Here is a 23,737-nt window from a genome sequence, read left to right as displayed (position 1 = left end):
TGGACCTGGCAGTTGACCGCTTGTCTCTAAGCTTCCAGCTCGCCGCTTGAAGCTTGTAACGTGAAGCTGCCCGGAGGGCTCCTCATGAGCTATGTGATCGACCGACGCCTTAATGGCAAGAACAAGAGCACGGTAAACCGCCAGCGTTTCCTGCGGCGTTACCGTGACCACATCAAAAAGGCCGTTGAAGAGGCCGTCAGCCGCCGTTCCATTACAGACATGGAGCATGGCGAACAAATCAGCATTCCCGGACGCGACATCGACGAACCGGTGCTGCACCACGGCCGGGGCGGCAAGCAGACTGTCGTGCACCCCGGCAATAAAGAGTTCACCACCGGCGAGCATATCCAGCGCCCGCAGGGCGGTGGCGGCGGTAAAGGCCCGGGCAAGGCCGGCAACTCCGGCGAAGGCATGGACGAGTTCGTGTTCCAGATCACCCAGGAAGAATTCCTCGAGTTCATGTTCGAAGACCTGGAACTGCCCAACCTGGTCAAACGTAACCTGACCGGCACCGATACCTTCAAGACCGTACGCGCCGGGATCAGCAACGAAGGCAACCCCTCTCGAATCAACATCATCCGCACGCTGCGCTCGGCCCATGCGCGGCGTATCGCCCTGTCGGGCAGCAGCCGCGCCAAATTGAGGGCGGCGAAGGAAGAGTTGGCGCGTTTAAAGCGCGAAGAGCCGGACAACTTCGGCGATATCCAGGAAATCGAGGCGGAAATAGAGAAACTCAGCGCGCGCATCCACCGCGTACCGTTCCTCGATACCTTTGACCTCAAGTACAACCTGCTGGTCAAGCAGCCCAACCCCAGCTCAAAAGCCGTGATGTTTTGCCTGATGGACGTGTCAGGCTCGATGACCCAGGCGACCAAGGACATCGCCAAGCGTTTCTTTATCCTGCTGTACCTGTTTCTGAAGCGGAACTACGACAAGATCGACGTGGTGTTCATCCGCCATCACACCAGCGCACGGGAAGTGGATGAGGAGGAGTTTTTCTACTCGAGGGAAACCGGCGGCACCATCGTGTCCAGCGCCTTGAAGCTGATGCAGGAGATCATGGCCGAGCGCTACCCGGCCAACGAGTGGAATATCTACGCGGCCCAGGCCTCCGACGGCGACAACTGGAACGACGATTCGCCGATCTGCCGCGACATCCTGATCAACCACATCATGCCGTTTGTGCAGTACTACACTTACGTCGAAATCACCCCCCGTGAGCACCAGGCACTGTGGTTCGAATACGAGCGCATCGGCGAAGCCTTTGCCGACACGTTCGCACAACAGCAACTGGTCTCGGCCGGCGATATCTATCCGGTCTTCCGTGAACTCTTCCAGCGCAGGTTAGTGACATGACCGCCAAAAAAGAGACTAAGCGCCAACCCATTTCCACCGGCTCCGAGTGGACCTTTGAACTGATCCAGGCCTATGACCGGGAAATCAGCCGCATCGCGGCGGGTTATGCCCTGGACACCTACCCCAACCAGATCGAAGTGATCACGGCCGAACAGATGATGGATGCCTACGCCTCCGTCGGTATGCCCCTGGGTTACCACCACTGGTCATACGGCAAACACTTCCTCAGCACCGAAAAGTCGTACACCCGGGGCCAGATGGGCCTGGCCTACGAGATCGTGATCAACTCCGACCCGTGCATCGCCTACCTGATGGAAGAAAACACCATCTGCATGCAGGCGCTGGTGGTGGCCCATGCCTGCTATGGGCACAACAGTTTCTTCAAGGGCAACTACCTGTTCCGCACCTGGACCGACGCCAGCTCGATCATCGATTACCTGGTGTTCGCCAAGCAGTACATCATGCAGTGCGAGGAGCGCCACGGTATCGACGCCGTGGAGGACTTGCTCGACTCCTGCCATGCCCTGATGAACTATGGCGTCGACCGCTACAAGCGCCCATACCCTATTTCTGCCGAGGAAGAGCGCCTGCGCCAGAAGGAGCGCGAGGAGCACCTGCAGAAGCAGATCAACGACCTGTGGCGCACCATTCCCAAACGCGCCGGCAAGAACAGCGACAAGGACAACGCGCGGTTCCCCGCCGAACCCCAGGAAAACATCCTGTATTTCCTGGAAAAGCACGCACCGCTGCTGGAGCCGTGGCAACGGGAAATCGTGCGTATCGTACGCAAGATCGCCCAGTACTTTTACCCACAGCGCCAGACCCAGGTGATGAACGAAGGTTGGGCAACGTTCTGGCACTACACGCTGATGAACGACCTGTACGACGAAGGCCTGGTCACCGACGGCTTCATGATGGAGTTCCTGACGTCCCACACCAGCGTGGTGTTCCAACCCGGCTTCGACAGCCCGTATTACAGCGGGATCAACCCTTACGCGCTGGGTTTTGCCATGTACCGCGATATTCGGCGCATGTGCGAACACCCCACCGATGAAGACCGCCGCTGGTTCCCGGAAATCGCCGGCAGTGACTGGCTGTCGACGATCAAGTTCGCCATGAGCAGCTTCAAGGATGAGAGCTTTATCCTGCAGTACCTCTCACCCCAGGTGATCCGCGACCTCAAACTGTTCAGCATCCTGGATGATGACCTCAAGGATGACCTGGTGGTGCCGGCCATCCACGATGAACCCGGCTACCGCACCATCCGTGAAACCCTGGCGGCGCAATACAACCTGGGCAACCGTGAGCCCAACGTGCAGATCTACAGCATCGATGTGCGCGGCGACCGCTCTCTGACCCTGCGCCACCAGCAGCACGACCGCAAACCCCTGGGCGAATCCACCGAAGAAGTGCTCAAGCACCTGCATCGGCTCTGGGGCTTCGACATCCACCTGGAAACCCTGCAAGGCGACCAAGTGATGAAGACCCACCATGTGCCACCGCGCAACGATCACAACGACAACGACTACGGCCGCCTGGACCTGGCCGTCGTTCATCTCTGAAACAGCAAAGCCTCCATTGGCCAGGCACAGGCGGTATCCTGTGCCGCTAATGGAGGCTTTTTCATGAAAATCTACAAAGTCGGCGGCGCCGTGCGTGACCGCCTGCTGGGCATCAAGGTCACCGATGTCGACCGCGTGGTCGTCGGCGCGAGCACCCAAGAGATGCTCGCCAAGGGTTTCAAGCCAGTGGGTTCGGACTTCCCGGTGTTCCTGGACCCGAAAAACGGCGATGAGTACGCCCTGGCCCGCACCGAGCGCAAGAGTGGTCGGGGTTACGGTGGTTTTGTGTTTCACGCCAGCCCCGAGGTGACGCTGGAAGAAGACCTGATCCGTCGCGACCTGACCATCAACGCCATGGCCGAAGACGACGACGGTAACCTGACTGATCCGTATCACGGCCAGCGCGACCTTGAGTCCCGCATACTTCGTCACGTTTCCCCCGCATTCGCCGAAGATCCACTCAGAGTTCTCCGTGTCGCCCGTTTTGCCGCGCGCTACGCACACCTGGGTTTTACGGTAGCACCGGAGACGCTGGAGCTGATGCGTCAACTCAGCGAGTCCGGTGAATTGGAAGCCCTGACCCCAGAGCGCAGCTGGAAAGAAATCTCCAGGGCGTTGATGGAAGATCAGCCAGAGGTGTTTATCCAGGTACTTCGGGACTGTAATGCGCTGAAGATCTTGATGCCGGAAGTGGACGCACTCTTTGGCGTGCCACAACCCGAGGCCCATCACCCCGAGATCGACACGGGTGTGCACACCTTGAGCGTGCTGGAACAAGCTGCCGTGCACAAACAGCCCCTGACCGTACGCTGGGCCTGCCTGCTGCATGACCTGGGCAAGGGCCTGACGCCTGTGGATAAGTTACCGCAGCACATCGCTCATGAGCATCGAGGCTTGAAGCTGATCAAGGCCGTCAATGAGCGCTTCAAAGTGCCAAGGGATTGCCAGGAATTGGCGCTATTGGTGGGCCAGTATCACACCCACGGTCATCGCGCGCTGGAGCTGAAAGCCTCGACGCTGCTGGAGTTGCTGCAAAGTTTTGACGTATACCGCAGGCCACAGCGCTTTGAGGAGTTTGTGGTCGCCTGCGAAATGGATGCCCGGGGCCGCAAGGGGCTGGAGCGAAGAAGCTACCCACAGGCGGATTACTTACGCGGCGCGGCGAAAGCAGCGCGCGAGGTTGCAGTTGCGCCACTGCTTGAGCGGGGATTCAAGGGGCCGGAGTTGGGCGAGGCGCTCAAGCGTGAACGACTCAGGGCACTCAAAGCCTACAAGGAACTACACAAACCCTTGTAGGAGCGAGTCCGGGGTGAGTTGCTGGCCCTGCCATTCAAACCCGACAGGCGCCAGCACCTGATCAATCTGAGCATCACGCCACAACGCAGCCATCGTCTTGCCCGCTTCAGGGTGCACCCGATCCGGCGCCATCATCGACAGCGGCCACAGCACAAAGGCATTTTTCAGGATCTCCGCCCGCGGCAGGATCAAACCATCGAAGTCACCCACCAACTCGCCATACAGCAGCACGTCGATATCCAGCGGCAGGCCTTTGCGATCCGGCGCATAGCGGCCATTGTCAGCCTCGATGGATTTCAAACGACGATCCAACTCCATCAATGACAGGTCGGTATAGGCCGACACCACCAGATTGAAGAAGGGCCCGCTTTTGATGCCCACCGGCTGGCTCTCGAACACCGCCGAGCAGCGCATATCCGTCAGGAAACTCGCCAACGCGTCGAGCCCGGCGCGCAGGTGGGGCTCGCGCTCGATATTACTACCGAGGCCAAGGTAAACCTGAGTCAGCGACATCCGCGCTCAATCTCCACGCCTACACCCTTGGCAGCCGGCACTGCGCCGGGCTTGGTCAGCCTGAGGTGCAGCCAGGGAATCTGGAACTCGCTCATCAGCACTTCGGCCAGGCGTTCGGCAAAGGTCTCGACCAGCTGGTACTGGGACTGCTCGGCAAAGGCCTGGATCCGCGCGGACACGCTGGCGTAATCCAGGGCCAGGGCCAGGTCGTCGCCAGCCGCAGCCGGGCGGTTATCCCAAGCGAAGCTCAGGTCCAGGCGCAGGCATTGGCGGATCCCGCGCTCCCAGTCGTAGGCCCCGATCACGGTGTCGACTTCCAGGCCTTCGATAAACACTCTGTCCAAGCTCTTCTCCGCAGCACGACAAGGGCGCGATGCCCCGTTAGAATCAGGGCATCCTCGCCCGGAATAGTTAGCATGTTTTGGTCACTGGCGATTCTCGCCTACCTGCTCGGCTCGCTGTCCTTCGCCATTTTGCTCAGCCGCCTGACGGGAAATCCCGACCCGCGAATGAGTGGTTCAGGCAATGCCGGCGCCACCAATATGTTGCGCCTGGCCGGCAAGAAGCTCGCCGTACTGACGCTGCTGGGCGACGTATGCAAGGGCCTGTTGCCCGTACTGATCGCCAACCTCGCCGGCCTGACCCTGCAGCAGCAGGCCTGGGTGGGCGTGTGCGCCGTCCTCGGCCATCTGTTTCCCCTGTACTTCCGTTTTCGCGGCGGTAAAGGTGTCGCCACGGCAGCCGGCATGCTGCTGGGGATCTACCCGCCGGCGGCATTGCTGGCCGTGCTCGCCTGGTTGCTGACGTTCTACCTGACCCGCACCAGCTCGCTGGCAGCTCTGATCGCCACACCGCTCACCCTGCCGTTGCTGGCCTGGCAGGAACCGGCGGCGCTGCTGCCGATGAGCGTGCTGACACTGCTGATCGTCTGGCGACACCGGGGCAATCTACGCGACCTGTTTGCCGGGCGCGAACGGCATTTTTAAATACCGCCAATGAGCCCGACTCATGTTGCACACTTACAAGGGCGGCAGCTGCTCCATCGGCCAGCGCGCCTGCACGCTGATCGCCAGGCTTTCGTGCTGCCCCGCCTGCAGGCGCTGACAACCGGCATAGGCGATCATCGCGCCGTTGTCGGTGCAGAACTCAGGGCGGGCGTAGAACACATCACCCTTCATATCACCGAGCATCTTTTCCAATGAACTGCGCAACGCCTTGTTGGCGCTGACGCCACCGGCGATCACCAGGCGCTTCATGCCGGCCTGTTTCAGGGCGCGCTTGCACTTGATGGTCAAAGTCTCCACCACGGCCTGCTGGAACGCCAGCGCGATGTCGCAACGGGCTTGCTCACTGTCGTCCCCGGCGCTGACACTGTGCTGCCAGGTATTCAATGCGGAGGTTTTCAAGCCGCTGAAGCTGAACATCAGGCCAGGGCGATCGCACATCGGGCGCGGGAAGGTGTAGCGACCGACAACGCCTTTTTCGGCAAGGCGGGCAATTTCCGGCCCACCCGGGTAATTGAGGCCCATCATCTTCGCGGTCTTGTCGAAAGCTTCGCCGGCGGCGTCGTCCAAGGACTCGCCCAACAGCGTGTATTGACCGATTCCGTCGACCTGGACCAGCTGCGTATGCCCGCCCGAAACCAACAAAGCGACGAACGGGAACTGCGGCGGGTTTTCTTCCAGCATCGGCGCCAGTAAATGGCCTTCCATATGGTGCACGCCGAGGGCCGGAATGCCCCAGGCAAAAGCCAGCGCCTGGGCACAAGAGGCGCCAACCAGAAGGGCTCCGACCAATCCGGGGCCCGCCGTATAGGCAATCGCATCGATCTCGGTCGGCACGCAACCGGCCTCGTCCAACACCTGGCGAATCAACGGCAGCATACGTTTGACGTGATCACGACTGGCCAGCTCCGGCACAACGCCGCCATAGGCCCGATGCAAGTCGATCTGACTGAACAGTGCATCGGCCAAAAGCCCGCGTTCACTGTCGTAAAGTGCGACACCGGTTTCGTCGCAGGAGGTTTCAAGTCCCAGTACTAGCATGGGTTTGCGCCTTGTAGAGGCTGAATTCGAAGGCGCGCATAATAGTCGCCACTCCCCCTCCCGACTAGCGGTTTTCGATCAGAGGCTTTGCATTCCTGCCAATGAGGGGTTAACATCCGCAACCCTTAAAAACCGACGACCTCAGCCGCGAATTTTTTGCGACGAGAACGTTGATTCCCGGTAATGAAAGAAGGTAGCTCTGGATGCCAGCCGTCAAAGTAAAAGAGAACGAACCCTTCGACGTAGCTCTGCGTCGTTTCAAGCGCTCCTGCGAAAAAGCCGGTGTTCTGGCTGAAGTTCGTAGCCGCGAATTTTATGAGAAGCCAACTTCTGAGCGTAAGCGTAAAGCAGCAGCCGCTGTTAAGCGTCACGCCAAGAAAGTTCAGCGCGAACAGCGCCGCGCCGTTCGTCTGTACTAATACACAGACGTTCGTAGCAAGCTTCTGCCAAGCCCGGCCCTCAGCCGGGCTGTTGGCATTTGCGGATATCGCTTGATGCTTCATCGTTGACGCCGCACACGCGACTGATACACCTGCTTCAAACGTCAGGACTGGCTCTTTTGCCAGCGGTGCACGTCTCTTCTGACGAGCCTAACAAGGCTACTGACGAGCACACTCATTTTATAAGCAGGCGATCAACTGTATCGGCTGTGCCCAGCGACGAGCATCCGAGGCCACGATTGGCCGGCGCCGGACTCGAGGGCAACATTTCCAGGCCGACACACTGATTGAAACTAACGTCAGTGAATGTTCGGCAGATACACTTCCTGACAGCCCAAGCAGACGATTGATGGTCAAGCCATTCGATACGTGCGCTTGAGCACTTCACGGGCACTCATTTACACGCAGTGATGACGAGAACGCCATGGCCGGGCTGATTCCCCAGAGCTTTATTGACGACCTTCTGAACCGCACCGACATTGTCGATGTTGTCAGCTCGCGCCTGCAATTGAAGAAAGCCGGCAAAAACTACACGGCCTGCTGCCCGTTCCACAAGGAAAAAACCCCGTCGTTCAGCGTCAGCCCCGACAAGCAGTTCTACTACTGCTTCGGCTGCGGCGCAGGCGGCAACGCCCTCGGCTTCCTGATGGACCACGACAACCTGGACTTTCCCCAGGCGATCGAGGACCTGGCGAAAGCCGCCGGCATGGAAGTCCCCCGCGAAGAAAGTGGCCGCCCGCATAAACCACGGCAACCCACCGACTCGCCGCTGTACCCCCTGCTGACTGCCGCTGCCGACTTCTACCGTCAGGCCCTTAAAAGCCATCCGCAGCGCAAGGCCGCCGTCGACTACCTGAAAGGGCGCGGCCTGACCGGCGAAATCGCCCGGGACTTCGGCCTCGGCTTTGCTCCACCGGGCTGGGACAACCTGTACAAACACCTGAGCAGCGATACCCTGCAGCAAAAAGCCATGATCGACGCCGGCCTCCTGGTTGAGAACGCCGAGACCGGCAAGCGCTACGACCGCTTCCGCGACCGCGTGATGTTCCCGATCCGCGACAGCCGTGGTCGCATCATCGCCTTCGGCGGCCGAGTGCTGGGGGATGACAAACCCAAGTACCTGAACTCCCCGGAAACCCCGGTATTCCACAAGGGCCAGGAACTCTATGGCCTGTTCGAGGCGCGCAAGAACAATCGAAACCTCGATGAAATCATCGTGGTCGAAGGCTATATGGACGTGATCGCCCTGGCCCAGCAAGGTTTGCGCAACGCCGTGGCCACCCTCGGCACCGCCACCAGCGAAGAACACTTGAAGCGCCTGTTTCGCGTCGTGCCAAGCGTGCTGTTCTGCTTCGACGGCGACCAGGCCGGCCGCAACGCCGCCTGGCGCGCGCTCGAAGCCACCCTGTCGAGCCTGCAGGATGGGCGCCGCGCGCGCTTCCTGTTCCTGCCCGAAGGGGAAGACCCGGATACCCTGGTGCGCTCCGAAGGCACCGACGCATTCCGCGCCCGCATCAATCAACATGCGCAGCCGTTGGCGGATTATTTCTTCCAGCAACTGACCGAAGAAGCCGACCCACGCTCCCTCGAAGGCAAGGCCCATATGGCCACCCTCGCGGCCCCCTTGATCGACAAGGTTCCAGGCGCGAACCTGCGCACCCTGATGCGCCAACGCCTGCTGGAAATTACAGGACTGAGTGGCGAGGCCGTCAGCCAGCTGGTGCACAGCGCACCGCAGGACGCGCCGCCCGCCTACGACCCCGGCATGGATTATGACGCCATGCCGGACTATGCCGACTTCCATCAACCCCAGGAGGCGTATGCCCCCCAGCAGGAATGGACGCCGAAGAAGCCCGGTGCCGGCGGCAAGAAATGGGACAAGAAACCCTGGAGCAAAAACGGCAAGCGCGGCGATCGCGATGAAGCCTATGCCCCGCGCACACCGGTCGCCGTAGAAGCGCCCACATTGATTGCCCTGCGCACGCTTATCCACCACCCGCAATTAGCGAGCAAGGTTGAAAGCGCCGACCATTTTGCCAACGCGAGCAATACCTACGCTCAGGTGCTGATCGCACTGATCGAGGCCGTGCAGAAAAATCCTAAGCTAAACTCCATTCAGCTGATGGCTCGCTGGCATGGCACAGAACAGGGTCGTTTGTTGAAGGCGCTCGCGGAAAAGGAGTGGCTAATTGACGGCGATAACCTTGAACAACAGTTTTTAGACACCATTACTAGGTTATCCGCGGGCCAGCACACGCAGACCCTCGATGAACTCATCAAGAGAGCAAGACAGCCGGGATTATCGGCTGAAGAGCAAATTCAGATAGCAAAACAGATGCGCGACCTCTTAAAACAGAATGTTTCCGCATCAAACCCGACCTCAGCTGGCGTGTGAGGTCATAGCTCGGGTATAATCCTCGGCTTGTTTTTTGCCCGCCAAGACCTTCAGTGGATAGGGTGTTATGTCCGGAAAAGCGCAACAGCAGTCTCGTATCAAAGAGTTGATCACCCTTGGTCGTGAGCAGAAGTATCTGACTTACGCAGAGGTCAACGATCACCTGCCTGAGGATATTTCAGATCCAGAGCAGGTGGAAGACATCATCCGCATGATTAATGACATGGGGATCCCCGTACACGAGAGTGCTCCGGATGCGGACGCCCTTATGTTGGCCGACGCCGATACCGACGAGGCAGCCGCTGAAGAAGCCGCTGCCGCGTTGGCCGCGGTGGAGACCGACATCGGTCGCACGACTGACCCTGTGCGCATGTATATGCGTGAAATGGGTACCGTCGAGTTGCTGACACGCGAAGGCGAGATCGAAATCGCCAAGCGTATCGAAGAGGGTATCCGTGAAGTGATGGGCGCAATCGCGCACTTCCCTGGCACGGTTGACCACATTCTCTCCGAGTACACTCGCGTCACCACCGAAGGTGGCCGCCTGTCCGACGTCCTGAGCGGTTATATCGACCCGGACGACGGCATCGCGCCGCCTGCTGCAGAAGTACCGCCGCCTGTCGATGCCAAAGCCGCGAAAGCGGACGATGACACCGAAGACGACGATGCCGAAGCCAGCACCGACGACGAAGATGAAGTCGAAAGCGGCCCAGACCCGATCATTGCTGCCCAGCGTTTCGGCGCGGTTTCCGATCAAATGGAAATCACGCGCAAGGCCCTGAAAAAGCACGGTCGCTCCAACAAGCTGGCAATTGCCGAGCTGCTGGCGCTGGCTGAGCTGTTCATGCCGATCAAGCTGGTACCGAAGCAATTCGAAGGCCTGGTTGAACGTGTTCGTAGCGCCCTTGAACGCCTGCGTGCACAAGAGCGTGCGATCATGCAGCTCTGTGTCCGTGATGCGCGCATGCCGCGTACCGACTTCCTGCGCCAGTTCCCGGGCCACGAAGTGGACGAAAGCTGGAGCGACGCCCTGGCCAAAGGCAAGGCGAAGTACGCTGAAGCCATTGGCCGCCTGCAGCCGGACATCATCCGTTGCCAGCAGAAGCTGACCGCACTCGAGACCGAAACCGGTCTGACGATTGCCGAGATCAAGGACATCAACCGTCGCATGTCGATCGGTGAGGCCAAGGCCCGCCGCGCGAAGAAAGAGATGGTTGAAGCGAACTTGCGTCTGGTGATCTCCATCGCCAAGAAGTACACCAACCGTGGCCTGCAATTCCTCGATCTGATCCAGGAAGGCAACATCGGCTTGATGAAGGCTGTGGACAAGTTCGAATACCGTCGCGGCTACAAGTTCTCGACTTATGCCACCTGGTGGATCCGTCAGGCGATCACTCGCTCGATCGCCGACCAGGCCCGCACCATCCGTATTCCGGTGCACATGATCGAGACGATCAACAAGCTCAACCGTATTTCCCGGCAGATGTTGCAGGAAATGGGTCGCGAACCGACCCCGGAAGAGCTGGGCGAACGCATGGAAATGCCTGAGGATAAAATCCGCAAGGTATTGAAGATCGCTAAAGAGCCGATCTCCATGGAAACCCCGATCGGTGATGACGAAGACTCCCACCTGGGTGACTTCATCGAAGACTCGACCATGCAGTCGCCAATCGATGTCGCCACTGTTGAGAGCCTTAAGGAAGCGACCCGCGACGTACTGTCCGGCCTCACTGCCCGTGAAGCCAAGGTACTGCGCATGCGTTTCGGCATCGACATGAATACCGACCACACCCTTGAGGAAGTCGGTAAGCAGTTTGACGTGACCCGCGAGCGGATCCGCCAGATCGAAGCCAAGGCGTTGCGCAAGTTGCGCCACCCGACGCGAAGCGAGCATCTGCGCTCCTTCCTCGACGAGTGACACCAGAACCCCCGGCCCAGGCCGGGGGTTTTGCTTTGTACAGATAAAATCCTGCGCAAATCCCCTCCCCCGCAATGCCCGTCTACACTCGAAACATTCCCCGTGCCATAACGAGACCGTTATGCCCAGATTGCCGACTGTGTTACTGCTGTCGCTGCTGACCTGGACCGCAACGGCTGGCGCGTTGACTCTTAGCGATGATGAGCGTGGCTGGCTGGCGGACCATCAGGAGTTGCGCGTGGGGGTGGACGCCTCCTGGCCACCCTTCGAATACCGTGATGAAGAGGGCCGCTACCAAGGCTTGGCGGCGGACTACGTACGCCTGATCCAGGAACGCCTGGGGGTCAGGATCAAACTGATTGAGCCGGTCAATTGGAGTGCCTTGCTGGAGCAGGCACGCCACAGCCAACTCGACCTGCTGCCGGGCATCATGTCTACCCCCGAACGCCAGGACTTCATGGCATTCACACGCCCTTACCTGGACTTTCCCATTGTCATCCTCGCCCATGAAGGCGGCGCCCGACCACGCAACCTCAATGACCTTTATGGGCTGAAGATTGCCGTGGTGGAAAACTATGCCCCCCATGAACTGCTACGCACCCACCATCCAGACCTCAACCTGGTGGCTCTGCCCAATGTCAGTTCGACGCTGCAGGCCTTGGCCACCGACGAAGTCGACGCCGTGGTGGGCGACCTCGCGTCGAGCGTCTGGAGTCTGCGCCAGCTCAAGCTCGATGGCCTGTACGTAAGTGGCGAAACGCCGTACCGCTATCAATTGGCGATGGGCGTACCACGGGACAACAAAATACTGGTGGGTATCCTGGACAAGGTTCTCGCCGACCTCAGCCCCGCTGAAACAGAAGCCATCCAGCAACACTGGGTGGGCAGCCTCACCGACCACCGTACGTTCTGGACCGACCTGCTGATGTACGGCCTGCCCGCCGTGCTGTTGTTGAGCACCGTATTGGCCATCGTCATTCGGATCAATCGCCGGCTGAGTTCGGAAATTTCCCGCCGCGTCGCCCTCGAACAGGAACTGCGCAGCAGCGAATACCATTATCGCGGCCTGGTGGAGAGCCTGTCCGCCATCGCCTGGGAAGCCAGCGTTACCGATTTCACCTACAGCTATGTGTCACCCCACGCCGAGGACCTGCTCGGTTACCCGCGCGCCCATTGGCTGATTCCGGGCTTCTGGCGCAACATCATTCACCCCGCCGACCTCATCCGCGCCGAAGCCTATTGCTACCGGGAAACCCGCGCCAACCGCGACCACAGCATCGACTATCGGGTGATCACGGCGGACGGCCGCTGCCTTTGGGTGCGTGACATTGTGAGCCTGATCGAACACGGCCATGAACCAGTGTTGCGGGGCTTGATGATCGACATCAGCGAAGCCAAACGTACTGAAGAGGCGCTGCAGCTTTCCGAGCAAAAGTTTGCTTCCGTGTTTCAGCAATGCCCCGACATCCTGGTGATCGCGCGACTGTCCGATGGCTGCCTGCTTGAGGTCAACAAAGCATTTGAGGACCAAGTGGGCCTGAAAGCCGCAGAGGTGATCGGAAAAACCGCGACCGCCCTGAATATCTGGGGCATCCCCGGTATCGGCCCCGATCTGTTGAAACGCGTGCAAACCACCAGCATTCGCAACCTGGAAATGCCCTTTCTGCGCAGCAATGGCCAGGCCTTTATCGGGCTGATTTCCGCCGAACCGTTTCAACTCGACACCACCGAAGCCATTGTGGTGGTGGTCCGCGACATCACCCAACTCAAGGAAACCCAGCAACAACTGCAAATCTCCGAAGAGAAATTCGCCAAGGCCTTCCACGCCTCTCCCGATGGCTTGCTGCTGAGCCGCCAGCGGGATGGCCTGCTGATTGAAGTGAACGATGGTTTCAGTCGCATCACCGGCTTCAACAGTACGACATCCCTCGACCAATCGACCCTTGACCTGGGCATCTGGGTCGATCTTAACGAACGCAAGCACATGCTGGAGTTGATGCATCGAGATGGATACGTGCGTGACTTCATCTGCCATATACGCCGCAGCGACGGGCAGATCCGGCTGTGCGAAGTCTCCAGCCGCCCACTGCCAATTGCCGGTGAAGACTGCATGCTCACCATCGCCCGGGACATCACCGAGCGCCAGCTGATGCAGGAAAAACTGCAACAGGCCGCCACGGTATTCGAGAGTACCGCCGAGGGCGTATTGATCACCGACACGCGCCAGAACATCAGCGCCGTCAACCGCGCCTTCAGCGAGATCACCGGCTACAGTGAAGCCGAAGCCCTGGGCCAGACACCGCGCCTGCTCGCCTCCGGCCTGCATGACAGCGCCTTCTACGCCGCCATGTGGCACCAGTTGACGGCCCAAGGTCATTGGCAGGGCGAAATCTCCAACCGCCGCAAGAACGGCGAGTTGTACCCCAGCTGGCTGACCATCAGCGCCGTGCGCAACCGCGACCAGTTGATCACGCATTTTGTCGCGGTGTTTGCCGACATCTCCAGCCTCAAGCTGGCCCAGGCGCGCCTCGACTATCAGGCGCACCACGACCCACTGACCGGCCTGCCGAACCGCACGCTGTTTGAAAGTCGGCTGCAGGCGGCCCTCAACGGCCATCAGGAAACCGGCAAACAAGGCGCGGTGCTGTTTCTCGACCTGGATCGTTTCAAACACATCAATGACAGCCTCGGCCACCCGATCGGCGACCTGCTGCTCAAAGACATCGCCGTACGCCTCAAGGAGCAACTGCGTGACATCGACACCGTCGCGCGCCTGGGCGGCGATGAATTCATCATCCTTCTACCCGGCCTGCAACACGCCAGCGACGCCGAGCAACTGGCCAATAAGCTGCTGGCCTGCTTCACCCCACCGTTCCAGGCCGGCGAACACGAGTTCTTCATCAGCGCCAGCATCGGCACCAGCCTGTACCCCCAGGACGGTACCGACGTGGCCACCCTGGTCAAGAACGCCGACGCCGCGATGTACCGCTCCAAGGCCAAGGGCCGTAACCGGGTCGAAAGTTACACCCGCGACCTGACAGCCCAGGCCAACGAGCGCGTGGCACTGGAGCACGAACTGCGGCGAGCCATCGAACGTGATGAGTTGGTCCTGTATTACCAGCCAAAACTGAGCCTGCTGACACAAGAATTGATCGGCGCCGAAGCCTTGATCCGCTGGCACCACCCCACCTTTGGCGACGTCTCGCCCGAACACTTCATTGCCCTGGCCGAAGAGAACGGCATGATCCTGCAGATTGGCGACTGGGTGCTGGAGCACGCCTGTCGGCAAATGCACACCTGGCAAAGCACTTTCGATGACTTTGGCCCACTATCGGTCAACCTCGCCGGCGCGCAACTGCGCCACCCTGGTTTACTGGCTCGTATCGAACAGCTACTGCGCGACTACAGCCTCGAACCGGGCTGCCTGCAATTGGAGATCACTGAAAACTTCATCATGAGCCAGGCCGAAGAAGCGCTGGCAGTCCTGCACCAACTCAAGCGCCTGGGCGTACAGCTGGCGATCGACGATTTCGGCACCGGCTATTCGTCCCTCAGCTATCTCAAGCGCCTGCCGCTGGATTTCCTGAAGATCGACCAGTCCTTCGTCCGCGGCCTGCCTGACGACCCCCACGACGCCGCCATCGTGCGCGCCATCATCGCCCTGGGCCACAGCATGCAATTCACCATCATCGCAGAAGGCGTGGAGAACCCCGCGCAGCAAGCCTTCCTGGCTGCTGAAGGCTGCGAACAGATGCAGGGCTACATCGTCAGCCTGCCGCTACCGCCCGAGCTTTTTGCGGCGACCTTCCTTCGCAGGAGCATTGAGGATTTTTCGGATAGCACAGTAGAGAAACCATCGTTATAATCCGCGACCTACTGAGGGCCTATAGCTCAGTTGGTCAGAGCAGAGGACTCATAATCCTTTGGTCCACGGTTCAAGTCCGTGTGGGCCCACCAACTCCAAAGCCGCGCATTGCGCGGCTTTTGTGTGTCTGGCACAGACGTTTTGCGTGGGGGGCGGCCTACAACCTTACTTCGCAAACAACTGCCCAATATCCCTGAATGCCTTGAACTCCAACGCATTGCCGCACGGGTCGAACAGGAACAAGGTCGCCTGCTCACCCACCTGTCCCTTGAACCGAATATGCGGTTCCAACACAAACGTCGTCTGCCGCGCCTGTAAACGGTCTGCCAGGGCGTGCCAATCTTCCCAGCCCAGCACCACGCCAAAATGCGGCACGGGCACGTCGTGGCCGTCGACAGCGTTAGTGTGGGCGGCTTCCTGGGAGGCGGTTTTCGGGTGTTCGTGAATCACCAGTTGATGGCCGAAGAAGTTGAAGTCGACCCAGTGTTCGCTGGAGCGGCCCTCCTCCAACCCAAAGACGTCGCCGTAGAAGTGCCGTGCAGCGGCGAGATCGAATACCGGAATTGCCAGGTGAAAGGGCGCGAGTGTCATCAGTTCAAACCTCTATGGGCGTTAGTTAGCCGAGTTTAGCCTTGCTCCCAACGATGAAAAGACGATAGTTTTTGCGTCGAGCTCAAAAAATTTTGATGAATCGAGACCCCCATGTTGCGTGAATTGAAGACCTTTATTGCGGTAACGCGCCACGGGACGTTTGCGGCAGCGGGCATGCATATCGGGCTGACGCAGTCAGCGGTGAGTGCCCAGATTCGTCAGTTGGAGCAAGCGCTGGGCGTGCAGTTGTTCGACCGCACCGGCCGCCAGGCCACCCTGAATGCCGCCGGTTTGCGCGCATTACCCTTGGCCAAGGAGATTCTGGAGACCTTCAACCGCATGGCGGTGCCGGTGAATACCAACGAATACCGGGGTGAGTTGAAAGTCGGTGCTATCACTACGGCTCAAACCGGTTTGCTGCCCCAGGCGTTGGTGCGCTTGCGCCAGGCCGCACCAACGGTTGAGTGCAAGTTGGTGCCTGGTGTCTCCCTAGAGCTGTTGAACCAGGTCGACGCTGGAGAGTTGGATTCGGCAATCATCATTCGACCGCCCTTCGACCTGCCCAAGGAGTTGTATGTGCAGGTGCTGCGCAAGGAGCCGTTCGTGTTGGTCGTGCCGAACACATTGGTGGGCGACGACCCTTTGCACCTACTCAACACCCAGCCCCATGTGCGCTATGACCGTGCTTCGTTTGGCGGCCGACTCGTGAGCCGGTTTCTGCGCGAGCAGAAGCTTGAGATGCAAGTGGCGCTGGAGCTGGATGAACTCGAAGCCATCGTCAGGATGGTGGAGTGTGGCCTGGGCGTATCGTTGATTCCAAAGGCAGGCTTGTGGCTGGAGCGCTCGCCCCAAGTAAGAATAATCCCGCTGGGCAAGCTGACTTTTTTCCGCGAGATCATCCTGCTGGGCCGCTACAGCCAACGTCACCTGCCGGTGCCACAACTGTTTGCCCGCTGCCTGCTGGCCGATCCAAGCCTGTAACATGCGTTCCCATTGCCGCCCGTCACGGAGCCTCACGTGCCTGTTCTAGATGAAATCGATCGCCAGTTGATCGCCGCCCTGCAGATCAACGCCCGCGAAAGCGTGGCCATGCTCGCCCGGCAGTTGGGCATTGCGCGCACCACGGTGACGTCGCGCCTTGCGCGCCTGGAGAAAACCCAGGTGATCACCGGTTATGGTGTGCGCCTGGGTCAACGCGTGGTAGATGGGGGCTTGCAGGCCTATGTGGGGATCACCGTGCAACCGCGCTCGGGCAAAGAAGTGCTGCGCAGGCTGAGCGCCATGGCCCAGGTTCAACAATTGTGCGCGGTCAGCGGCGAGTTCGATTACGTGGCCTGGTTGCGCACCGATTCGCCGGAACAGCTCGATCAATTGCTGGACCAGATTGGCAGTGTCGATGGCGTAGAGAAAACCACCACATCGATCATCCTCAGTAACAAATTGGATCGCGGCCAACCCATCTGACCACCTAATTCGTCACTATGACTAAAAACAATTCATTCCGACGACACTTTGCGTCTTATTAACGAACGTAACGCTCCCTAAACTGGCTGCCATCTTTTCCTATACTCAGCGGGTCACTTCCCGCCGAGTCGTCAGCAAGGGCCCGCCATGAGCATTCCGTCCAGCACCATCAGCAAGACCCATCGCCACCCTGCCGACGGTAAAAAACCCATCACCATCTTTGGCCCGGATTTCCCGTTCGCCTTCGATGACTGGATCGAACACCCCGCCGGACTCGGCAGTATCCCCGCCGCCAACCATGGCGCCGAAGTGGCCATCGTCGGCGCCGGTATCGCCGGGTTGGTCGCCGCCTACGAGCTGATGAAGCTGGGCCTCAAGCCCGTGGTGTATGAGGCCTCGAAGATGGGCGGCCGTTTGCGTTCCCAGGCCTTCGAAGGCGCCGAAGGCATCATCGCCGAGCTGGGCGGCATGCGCTTTCCGGTGTCGTCCACCGCGTTCTATCACTACGTCGACAAGCTGGGCCTGGAAACCAAACCCTTCCCCAACCCGCTGACGCCAGCTTCCGGCAGTACGGTGATCGATCTGGAAGGCCAGACCCACTACGCACAAAAGCTGTCCGATTTACCCGCGCTGTTCCAGGAAGTGGCTGGCGCCTGGGCCGACGCCCTGGAAGCCGGCTCGCAGTTCGGCGATATCCAGCAAGCCATCCGCGATCGTGATGTGCCGCGCCTCAAAGCGTTGTGGAACAAGCTGGTGCCCTTGTGGGACGACCGCACCTTCTACGACTTCGTAGCCACCTCCAAGGCCTTCGCCAAGTTGTCGTTCCACCACCGCGAGGTGTTTGGCCAGGTAGGTTTCGGCACCGGCGGCTGGGACTCGGATTTCCCCAACTCCATGCTGGAAATATTCCGCGTGGTCATGACCAACTGTGACGATCACCAGCACCTGGTGGTCGGCGGCGTAGCCCAGGTGCCGATGGGCATCTGGCGCCATGTGCCGGAACGATGCGCCCACTGGCCCGCCGGTACCAGCCTGAGCTCGCTGCACCGCGGTGCACCACGGGCCGGGGTAAAACGCATCGCCCATGCTGCCGATGGCCGTTTCGCGGTGACCGACAACTACGGCGATACCCGCGAATACGCGGCCGTGCTCACCACCTGCCAAAGCTGGCTGCTGACCACCCAGATCGAGTGCGATGAAACCCTGTTCTCGCAAAAGATGTGGATGGCCCTGGACCGTACCCGCTACATGCAATCGTCAAAGACCTTCGTGATGGTCGACCGCCCATTCTGGAAAGACAAAGACCCGGAGACCGGCCGCGACCTGATGAGCATGACCCTCACCGATCGCCTGACCCGTGGCACTTACCTATTCGACAACGGCGAGGACAAACCAGGGGTGATCTGCCTGTCGTACTCGTGGATGAGCGACGCGCTGAAAATGCTCCCGCAGCCCATCGAAAAGCGGGTGAAACTGGCGCTGGACGCCTTGAACAAGATCTACCCGAAAGTCGACATCAAGGCGCGCATCATCGGCGACCCGATCACCGTGTCCTGGGAAGCCGACCCGCATTTCCTCGGGGCCTTCAAAGGCGCGTTGCCAGGTCACTACCGCTACAACCAGCGTATGTATGCGCACTTCATGCAGAAGGACATGCCCGCTGAACAACGTGGGATTTTTATCGCCGGTGACGACGTGTCCTGGACTCCAGCATGGGTGGAGGGCGCGGTACAAACCTCATTGAACGCGGTGTGGGGCATCATGACCCACTTTGGCGGCAGCACTCACCCCGAGAACCCGGGGCCGGGTGATGTGTTCGATGAGATCGGGCCGATCGCCCTGGCCGATTAAGGAGTTACGCCATGCGTGTCGCCCTGTACCAATGCCCGCCGCTACCGCTGGATGTAGCCGGGAACCTCAAGCGCCTGCACCAGCTAGCGCATGAAGCGACCGATGCCGATGTGCTGGTGCTACCGGAGATGTTCCTCACCGGTTACAACATCGGCGCCGAAGCCGTAGGTGCATTGGCCGAAGCGCAGGATGGGGAGTCTGCGCAAGCCATTGCCGAAATCGCACAAAACGCCGGGCGGGCCATTCTGTACGGCTACCCGGAGCGGGCCGAAGACGGGCAGATCTACAACGCCGTGCAGTTGATCGACGCCCACGGCCAGCGCCTGTGCAACTACCGCAAGACCCATCTGTTCGGCGATCTGGATCACTCGATGTTCAGTGCCGGCGACGATGATTTCCCGCTGGTGGAACTCAACGGATGGAAGCTAGGGTTCCTGATCTGCTATGACCTGGAGTTCCCGGAGAACACCCGACGCCTGGCCCTGGCCGGTGCCGAGCTGATCCTGGTGCCCACCGCCAATATGGTGCCGTTCGACTTTGTCGCCGATGTCACCGTGCGGGCGCGGGCCTTCGAAAACCAGTGCTATGTGGCCTACGCCAATTACTGCGGGCACGAAGGCGATATCCAGTACTGCGGGCAAAGCAGCATTGCCGCACCGGATGGCCAGCGAATCGCCCAGGCGGGCCTGGATGAAGCCTTGATTGTCGGGACAGTGGACCGGCAATCGATCCTCGACGCCCGCGCCGCCAACCATTACCTGCAAGACCGGCGTCCCGAGCTTTACGGCCCGCTGCACAAGCCCTGATTGAATGGGTTTGTTAGCATAGGCACTTGCCCCGTTCTGGAAGTGCCCATGCCCGCCCCGGCCCACCTTTATCCCGTTCACCTGACCCTGGCCAATGGCCTGCGGGTTTCCCTGCGCCATGCACCGCGCTTAAAACGTTGCGCGGCGGCGCTGCGGGTGGCTGCCGGTAGCCACGACGTGCCGTTGGCCTGGCCGGGGTTGGGGCATTTTCTTGAGCATTTGTTGTTTCTGGGAACCGAGCGTTTTCCCGCCGGAGAAGGGCTGATGGCCTACGTGCAGCGCCACGGCGGCCAAGTGAATGCAAGCACCCGCGAACGCACCACGGACTTCTTCTTTGAACTCCCGGTTTCAGTCTTTGCCCACGGGCTGGAGCGACTGGCGGACATGCTGACCCATCCGCGCCTGACCCTGGAAGATCAACTGCGCGAGCGCGAAGTGCTGCACGCCGAGTACGTCGCCTGGTCCCAGGATGCCAAGGCACAGCAGCAGGTGGCGCTGCTAGAAGGCTTGGCAGCGGATCATCCACTGCGCGGCTTTCACGCGGGCAACCGCGACAGCCTGCCGGTGGAGCGCGAGGAATTTCAAAAGGCACTCAGGGAATTCCACGGATATTTCTATCAAAGCGGGCAGATGACCTTGAGCCTCGCCGGCCCGCAGACGCTGGATGAGCTGGAAGCCCTGGCGCAGCGTTTCAGCGCGCAACTGATCGCTGGCCCCTTGCATCCGCAGGCCTCACCACCGGCCTTGATGCAAGGCCAGGCTCGGCGCTATCAACACATCGACAACAACCACCTGCACCACGTCATCACCTGTGACGCGCCCCGTGAAGCCCTGGATTTCCTCTGCACCTGGCTCAATGCCTCTGCGCCGGGCGGGCTGCTCGCCGAGTTGAAAACCCGACACTTGGCCAGCGCACTGCGGGGGTCAGTGCTGTACCACTTCGCCGGACAAGCCGTACTGGACATCGACTTTACACTCGACAGCAAGGACGAACCGACCACACCCATTGAGGCGCTGCTGCACGACTGGCTGAGCTTTTTCGCCCACAGCGATTGGACGCCACTGCGCGAAGAGTTCGCCCTGCTGAACGCTCGCCAACAACAGGTCCAGGGCGCCCTGGCATTGGCTCGAAACGACAGCGAAGACCTCAGTGAACAGGGCGTCGCCGCGCTCAAGGCCCTGCTTGATTCACTGCACTTGCCGCCCGCCGAACACCGTTGGCAACTGCCGCCGAACAACCCGTTCCTGCGCCCAACGGTCAAAGAAGAACGCGCCGGCCTGATCCGTGGCCAAACCAGCGCTCACCGAGGCTTGCGCACGTTTGCCCAGGATCGTTCACGGGGGCGAAGGGACGTATCGGCGCTGACCTTCAGCCAGGCCTTGGCGGATGACGGCGATGAAGGCGCGCTGTACGTGCAGTGGCGCTTCGACGCGCCAGCGCCTGCCGGGCTGGAAAACACCTTGCAGCCATTGCGTGAGCATGCGCGCCAGGCGGGCGTCGAATTATCTCTCGAAGCCACCGGCCATGATTGGCTGGTGAAGATGACCGGGCTGCACGAGCCGATGCCGGCCGTGCTGGAGGCGTTGGCGCAGCGCCTGAACCTGCCGCAGGAAACTGCCCGGGCACCTGCGCCCATGATCGCTATCCGGGAACTGCTCCAGGCCCTGCCCACGTGCTGCGCCACCGGCCGTGCCGACGCCAGCGAACAGCCTGGATCCTGGGCCACTGCCCGCTGGCACGGCCTGGGGCTGAGTCTGCCCGCCGCATGTGAAACGTTGATAAAGGCCGCCGCCGCCCGCCTGCCTGGGCAACCTGCACACTTCGAACCGTCTCTTCAACACCTCGGCGGTCAACGTGTGTGGCATACGGTTAAAACTGACTCAACCGAAGCCGCCGTGCTGCTGTTTTGCCCGGCACCCAGCCAATCCCTGGCCGATGAAGCCTCATGGCGGCTGCTTGGACACATGCTCCAAGGGCCGTTCTACCAACGCCTGAGGGTCGAGTTGCAGTTGGGCTACGCCGTATTCAGCGGTGTCCGACAGATCAACGGGCAAACCGGCCTGCTGTTGGGTGTGCAATCACCCAGCGTTTCACTGGCAGGTATCGTCGATCACCTGCAAGCCTTCCTGAAACACCTACCGTTGTTGATCGACGGCACCGATGACGTGGGCAATCACGCCTTGGCACAGCAGTTCTGCGCTGCGACGTTACCGATCACCCAAAGCGCCGAACTGCTTTGGCACGCGCGCCTGGCGGGCCATCCGTCGGATTACCTGTACCGGCTTCAACAGCTGATCCAGGCCCGCACACGGGAGGACCTGCAACACGCGGCCCAACAGCTGCAGGATGCGACCGGCGGCTGGCGCTGCATCGCCAACGGCCCGCCTGTCGACGAGAGCTGGCAACCAGCGAGCTGATCATTGCCAACCCTGCAACAGGCTTTTTCCACCAAGACAGCGCTAACTTGAGAAGAATTGCGTAACATTCCCACGCACACATCTGAACATCTCCGACTGGAGGTGGACTATATGTATTACTTGGTAGTAAACGTCCCATCCCTTCGTAGGAGTAAGAATATGACCTGGTCCAAACCTGCTTACACTGATCTGCGCATCGGCTTCGAAGTCACCATGTACTTCGCCAGCCGCTAAGCCGCTGGGTAATACAACGCCTCGGTTCGCCCGGGGCGTTTTTGTTTTGAGCTTTGCTTGATGGAGCGGCCATGTTTGTCCAGATTCTAGGTTCCGCCGCTGGCGGCGGCTTCCCGCAGTGGAACTGCAACTGCGTGAACTGCGCAGGTTTTCGTGACGGCAGCCTGCGGGCGCAGGCGCGGACCCAGTCGTCCATCGCCATTTCCGACGATGGCGTGAACTGGGTACTGTGCAATGCCTCACCGGATATCCGCGCGCAACTCCAGGGTTTTGCGCCGATGCAGCCCGGCCGCGCACTGCGCGACACCGGCATCAGTGCCATCATCCTGATGGACAGCCAGATCGACCACACCACCGGCCTGTTGAGCCTGCGCGAAGGTTGCCCGCACCAGGTGTGGTGCACCGACATGGTCCATGAAGACCTGAGCACCGGCTTCCCGCTGTTCACCATGCTCACCCACTGGAACGGCGGCCTGGCCTGGAACCGCATCGAGCTGGATGCCAGCTTCACCATCCCGGCCTGCCCCAACCTGCGCTTCACCCCGCTGCCACTGCGCAGCGCTGCCCCGCCCTACTCACCGCACCGCTTCGACCCGCACCCTGGCGATAACATCGGCCTGATCGTCGAAGACCTGCGCACCGGCGGCAAACTGTTCTACGCCCCGGGCCTGGGCAAAGTCGACGCGCCGTTGCTGGAGATCATGGCCGGCAGCGATTGCCTGCTGGTGGACGGTACGATGTGGGACGACGATGAAATGCAGCGCCGTGGCGTCGGCACCCGCACCGGCCGTGAGATGGGCCACCTCGCGCAAAATGGCCCCGGCGGCATGCTCGAAGTGCTGGAGCAGTTGCCCAAGCAGCGCAAGGTGCTTATCCACATCAACAACACCAACCCGATCCTCGATGAAGATTCTCCCGAGCGCGCGGAACTGGTGCGGCGCAATGTCGAAGTCGCTTACGACGGCATGAGCATTGAATTGTAG

At 60.4% G+C, this 23,737-nt stretch carries 19 protein-coding genes and 1 tRNA gene; 16 read left to right on the top strand and 4 right to left on the bottom strand.

Going from position 1 to position 23,737, the window contains the following annotated elements:
- Nucleotides 1-84 precede the first annotated feature (84 nt).
- From C8K58_RS30170 to C8K58_RS30160, 3 genes are all read left to right on the top strand, one after another.
- Complete coding sequence (locus C8K58_RS30170; RefSeq protein WP_108574826.1) at nucleotides 85-1,356, top strand: YeaH/YhbH family protein; 1,272 nt, start codon at nucleotides 85-87, stop codon at nucleotides 1,354-1,356.
- Nucleotides 1,353-2,918 carry a SpoVR family protein gene (locus C8K58_RS30165; RefSeq protein WP_027605917.1) on the top strand — a complete coding sequence of 522 codons (1,566 nt, stop codon included), beginning with the start codon at nucleotides 1,353-1,355 and terminating at the stop codon, nucleotides 2,916-2,918. The genes C8K58_RS30170 and C8K58_RS30165 overlap by 4 nt, the downstream gene beginning before the upstream one ends.
- A gap of 63 nt (nucleotides 2,919-2,981) precedes the next feature.
- Nucleotides 2,982-4,214, top strand: coding sequence for a multifunctional CCA addition/repair protein (locus C8K58_RS30160; RefSeq protein WP_027605918.1), 1,233 nt, complete (start codon nucleotides 2,982-2,984; stop codon nucleotides 4,212-4,214).
- On the opposite strand, the gene folK is transcribed toward C8K58_RS30160, so the two are convergent.
- A complete protein-coding gene (gene folK / locus C8K58_RS30155) occupies nucleotides 4,197-4,727 on the bottom strand; it encodes a 2-amino-4-hydroxy-6-hydroxymethyldihydropteridine diphosphokinase (protein ID WP_027605919.1) in 531 nt (176 codons plus the stop codon). The two genes, C8K58_RS30160 and folK, sit on opposite strands and share 18 nt — an antisense overlap.
- Nucleotides 4,718-5,071, bottom strand: coding sequence for a dihydroneopterin aldolase (gene folB, locus C8K58_RS30150; protein ID WP_027605920.1), 354 nt, complete (start codon nucleotides 5,069-5,071; stop codon nucleotides 4,718-4,720). The genes folK and folB overlap by 10 nt, the downstream gene beginning before the upstream one ends.
- A 72-nt stretch (nucleotides 5,072-5,143) precedes the next feature.
- Here folB and plsY point away from each other — a divergent pair, with 72 nt between their 5' ends.
- Nucleotides 5,144-5,713, top strand: a complete 570-nt coding sequence (gene plsY / locus C8K58_RS30145; RefSeq protein ID WP_053131126.1) for a glycerol-3-phosphate 1-O-acyltransferase PlsY — start codon at nucleotides 5,144-5,146, stop codon at nucleotides 5,711-5,713.
- Between the two features lie 33 nt (nucleotides 5,714-5,746).
- On the opposite strand, the gene tsaD is transcribed toward plsY, so the two are convergent.
- Nucleotides 5,747-6,772 carry a tRNA (adenosine(37)-N6)-threonylcarbamoyltransferase complex transferase subunit TsaD gene (gene tsaD / locus C8K58_RS30140; RefSeq protein WP_027605922.1) on the bottom strand — a complete coding sequence of 342 codons (1,026 nt, stop codon included), beginning with the start codon at nucleotides 6,770-6,772 and terminating at the stop codon, nucleotides 5,747-5,749.
- A gap of 203 nt (nucleotides 6,773-6,975) precedes the next feature.
- Here tsaD and rpsU point away from each other — a divergent pair, with 203 nt between their 5' ends.
- The 5 genes from rpsU to C8K58_RS30115 all read left to right on the top strand — a co-directional run bounded on the left by rpsU (nucleotide 6,976) and on the right by C8K58_RS30115 (nucleotide 15,482).
- Nucleotides 6,976-7,191, top strand: a complete 216-nt coding sequence (gene rpsU, locus C8K58_RS30135; protein ID WP_002551877.1) for a 30S ribosomal protein S21 — start codon at nucleotides 6,976-6,978, stop codon at nucleotides 7,189-7,191.
- 445 nt (nucleotides 7,192-7,636) lie between these two features.
- Complete coding sequence (dnaG, locus tag C8K58_RS30130; protein WP_027605924.1) at nucleotides 7,637-9,607, top strand: DNA primase; 1,971 nt, start codon at nucleotides 7,637-7,639, stop codon at nucleotides 9,605-9,607.
- 67 nt (nucleotides 9,608-9,674) lie between these two features.
- On the top strand, nucleotides 9,675-11,525 hold the full coding sequence (gene rpoD, locus C8K58_RS30125; protein WP_027605925.1) for an RNA polymerase sigma factor RpoD: 1,851 nt from the start codon (nucleotides 9,675-9,677) through the stop codon (nucleotides 11,523-11,525).
- Between the two features lie 121 nt (nucleotides 11,526-11,646).
- Nucleotides 11,647-15,390 carry an EAL domain-containing protein gene (locus tag C8K58_RS30120; RefSeq protein WP_098480832.1) on the top strand — a complete coding sequence of 1,248 codons (3,744 nt, stop codon included), beginning with the start codon at nucleotides 11,647-11,649 and terminating at the stop codon, nucleotides 15,388-15,390.
- 15 nt (nucleotides 15,391-15,405) lie between these two features.
- A tRNA-Ile gene (locus C8K58_RS30115) sits at nucleotides 15,406-15,482 on the top strand.
- A gap of 73 nt (nucleotides 15,483-15,555) precedes the next feature.
- Here C8K58_RS30115 and C8K58_RS30110 read toward each other — a convergent pair.
- Entirely contained in the window at nucleotides 15,556-15,981 is a 426-nt protein-coding gene (locus tag C8K58_RS30110; RefSeq protein ID WP_027605927.1) for a VOC family protein, read from the bottom strand.
- Nucleotides 15,982-16,092: 111 nt separating this feature from the next.
- On the opposite strand from C8K58_RS30110, the gene C8K58_RS30105 reads away from it, so the two are divergent.
- The 7 genes from C8K58_RS30105 (at nucleotide 16,093) to pqqB (ending at nucleotide 23,737) form a co-directional block, all read left to right on the top strand.
- A complete protein-coding gene (locus tag C8K58_RS30105; protein WP_027605928.1) occupies nucleotides 16,093-16,962 on the top strand; it encodes a LysR family transcriptional regulator in 870 nt (289 codons plus the stop codon).
- A 36-nt stretch (nucleotides 16,963-16,998) separates the two neighbouring features.
- The gene (locus C8K58_RS30100) at nucleotides 16,999-17,445 is read left to right on the top strand and encodes an Lrp/AsnC family transcriptional regulator (protein WP_027605929.1); all 447 of its coding nucleotides are present in this window, start codon (nucleotides 16,999-17,001) and stop codon (nucleotides 17,443-17,445) included.
- A 168-nt stretch (nucleotides 17,446-17,613) separates the two neighbouring features.
- Nucleotides 17,614-19,296, top strand: coding sequence for an NAD(P)/FAD-dependent oxidoreductase (locus tag C8K58_RS30095; protein ID WP_108574833.1), 1,683 nt, complete (start codon nucleotides 17,614-17,616; stop codon nucleotides 19,294-19,296).
- Between the two features lie 11 nt (nucleotides 19,297-19,307).
- Complete coding sequence (locus C8K58_RS30090) at nucleotides 19,308-20,102, top strand: carbon-nitrogen hydrolase family protein (protein ID WP_108574825.1); 795 nt, start codon at nucleotides 19,308-19,310, stop codon at nucleotides 20,100-20,102.
- A gap of 48 nt (nucleotides 20,103-20,150) precedes the next feature.
- Nucleotides 20,151-22,520 carry a pyrroloquinoline quinone biosynthesis protein PqqF gene (pqqF, locus tag C8K58_RS30085; protein WP_108574824.1) on the top strand — a complete coding sequence of 790 codons (2,370 nt, stop codon included), beginning with the start codon at nucleotides 20,151-20,153 and terminating at the stop codon, nucleotides 22,518-22,520.
- 159 nt (nucleotides 22,521-22,679) lie between these two features.
- Nucleotides 22,680-22,754 carry a pyrroloquinoline quinone precursor peptide PqqA gene (pqqA, locus tag C8K58_RS30080; RefSeq protein WP_003194766.1) on the top strand — a complete coding sequence of 25 codons (75 nt, stop codon included), beginning with the start codon at nucleotides 22,680-22,682 and terminating at the stop codon, nucleotides 22,752-22,754.
- A gap of 71 nt (nucleotides 22,755-22,825) precedes the next feature.
- On the top strand, nucleotides 22,826-23,737 hold the full coding sequence (gene pqqB / locus C8K58_RS30075; RefSeq protein ID WP_010207003.1) for a pyrroloquinoline quinone biosynthesis protein PqqB: 912 nt from the start codon (nucleotides 22,826-22,828) through the stop codon (nucleotides 23,735-23,737).

Origin of the sequence: Pseudomonas sp. GV047 (assembly GCF_003058245.1) — a bacterium.
Lineage (GTDB): Bacteria > Pseudomonadota > Gammaproteobacteria > Pseudomonadales > Pseudomonadaceae > Aquipseudomonas > Aquipseudomonas marginalis.
This window is presented reverse-complemented; position numbering and strand designations above follow the sequence as displayed.

Bases quoted from the DNA above. Each gene is read 5' to 3' on its own strand.
- C8K58_RS30170 (WP_108574826.1), top strand. From the start codon at position 85: ATGAGCTATGTGATCGACCGACGCCTTAATGGCAAGAACAAGAGCACG.
- C8K58_RS30165 (WP_027605917.1), top strand. From the start codon at position 1,353: ATGACCGCCAAAAAAGAGACTAAGCGCCAACCCATTTCCACCGGCTCC.
- C8K58_RS30160 (WP_027605918.1), top strand. From the start codon at position 2,982: ATGAAAATCTACAAAGTCGGCGGCGCCGTGCGTGACCGCCTGCTGGGC.
- folK (WP_027605919.1), bottom strand. From the start codon at position 4,727: ATGTCGCTGACTCAGGTTTACCTTGGCCTCGGTAGTAATATCGAGCGC.
- plsY (WP_053131126.1), top strand. From the start codon at position 5,144: ATGTTTTGGTCACTGGCGATTCTCGCCTACCTGCTCGGCTCGCTGTCC.
- tsaD (WP_027605922.1), bottom strand. From the start codon at position 6,772: ATGCTAGTACTGGGACTTGAAACCTCCTGCGACGAAACCGGTGTCGCA.
- rpsU (WP_002551877.1), top strand. From the start codon at position 6,976: ATGCCAGCCGTCAAAGTAAAAGAGAACGAACCCTTCGACGTAGCTCTG.
- dnaG (WP_027605924.1), top strand. From the start codon at position 7,637: ATGGCCGGGCTGATTCCCCAGAGCTTTATTGACGACCTTCTGAACCGC.
- rpoD (WP_027605925.1), top strand. From the start codon at position 9,675: ATGTCCGGAAAAGCGCAACAGCAGTCTCGTATCAAAGAGTTGATCACC.
- C8K58_RS30120 (WP_098480832.1), top strand. From the start codon at position 11,647: ATGCCCAGATTGCCGACTGTGTTACTGCTGTCGCTGCTGACCTGGACC.
- C8K58_RS30110 (WP_027605927.1), bottom strand. From the start codon at position 15,981: ATGACACTCGCGCCCTTTCACCTGGCAATTCCGGTATTCGATCTCGCC.
- C8K58_RS30105 (WP_027605928.1), top strand. From the start codon at position 16,093: ATGTTGCGTGAATTGAAGACCTTTATTGCGGTAACGCGCCACGGGACG.
- C8K58_RS30090 (WP_108574825.1), top strand. From the start codon at position 19,308: ATGCGTGTCGCCCTGTACCAATGCCCGCCGCTACCGCTGGATGTAGCC.
- pqqF (WP_108574824.1), top strand. From the start codon at position 20,151: ATGCCCGCCCCGGCCCACCTTTATCCCGTTCACCTGACCCTGGCCAAT.
- pqqB (WP_010207003.1), top strand. From the start codon at position 22,826: ATGTTTGTCCAGATTCTAGGTTCCGCCGCTGGCGGCGGCTTCCCGCAG.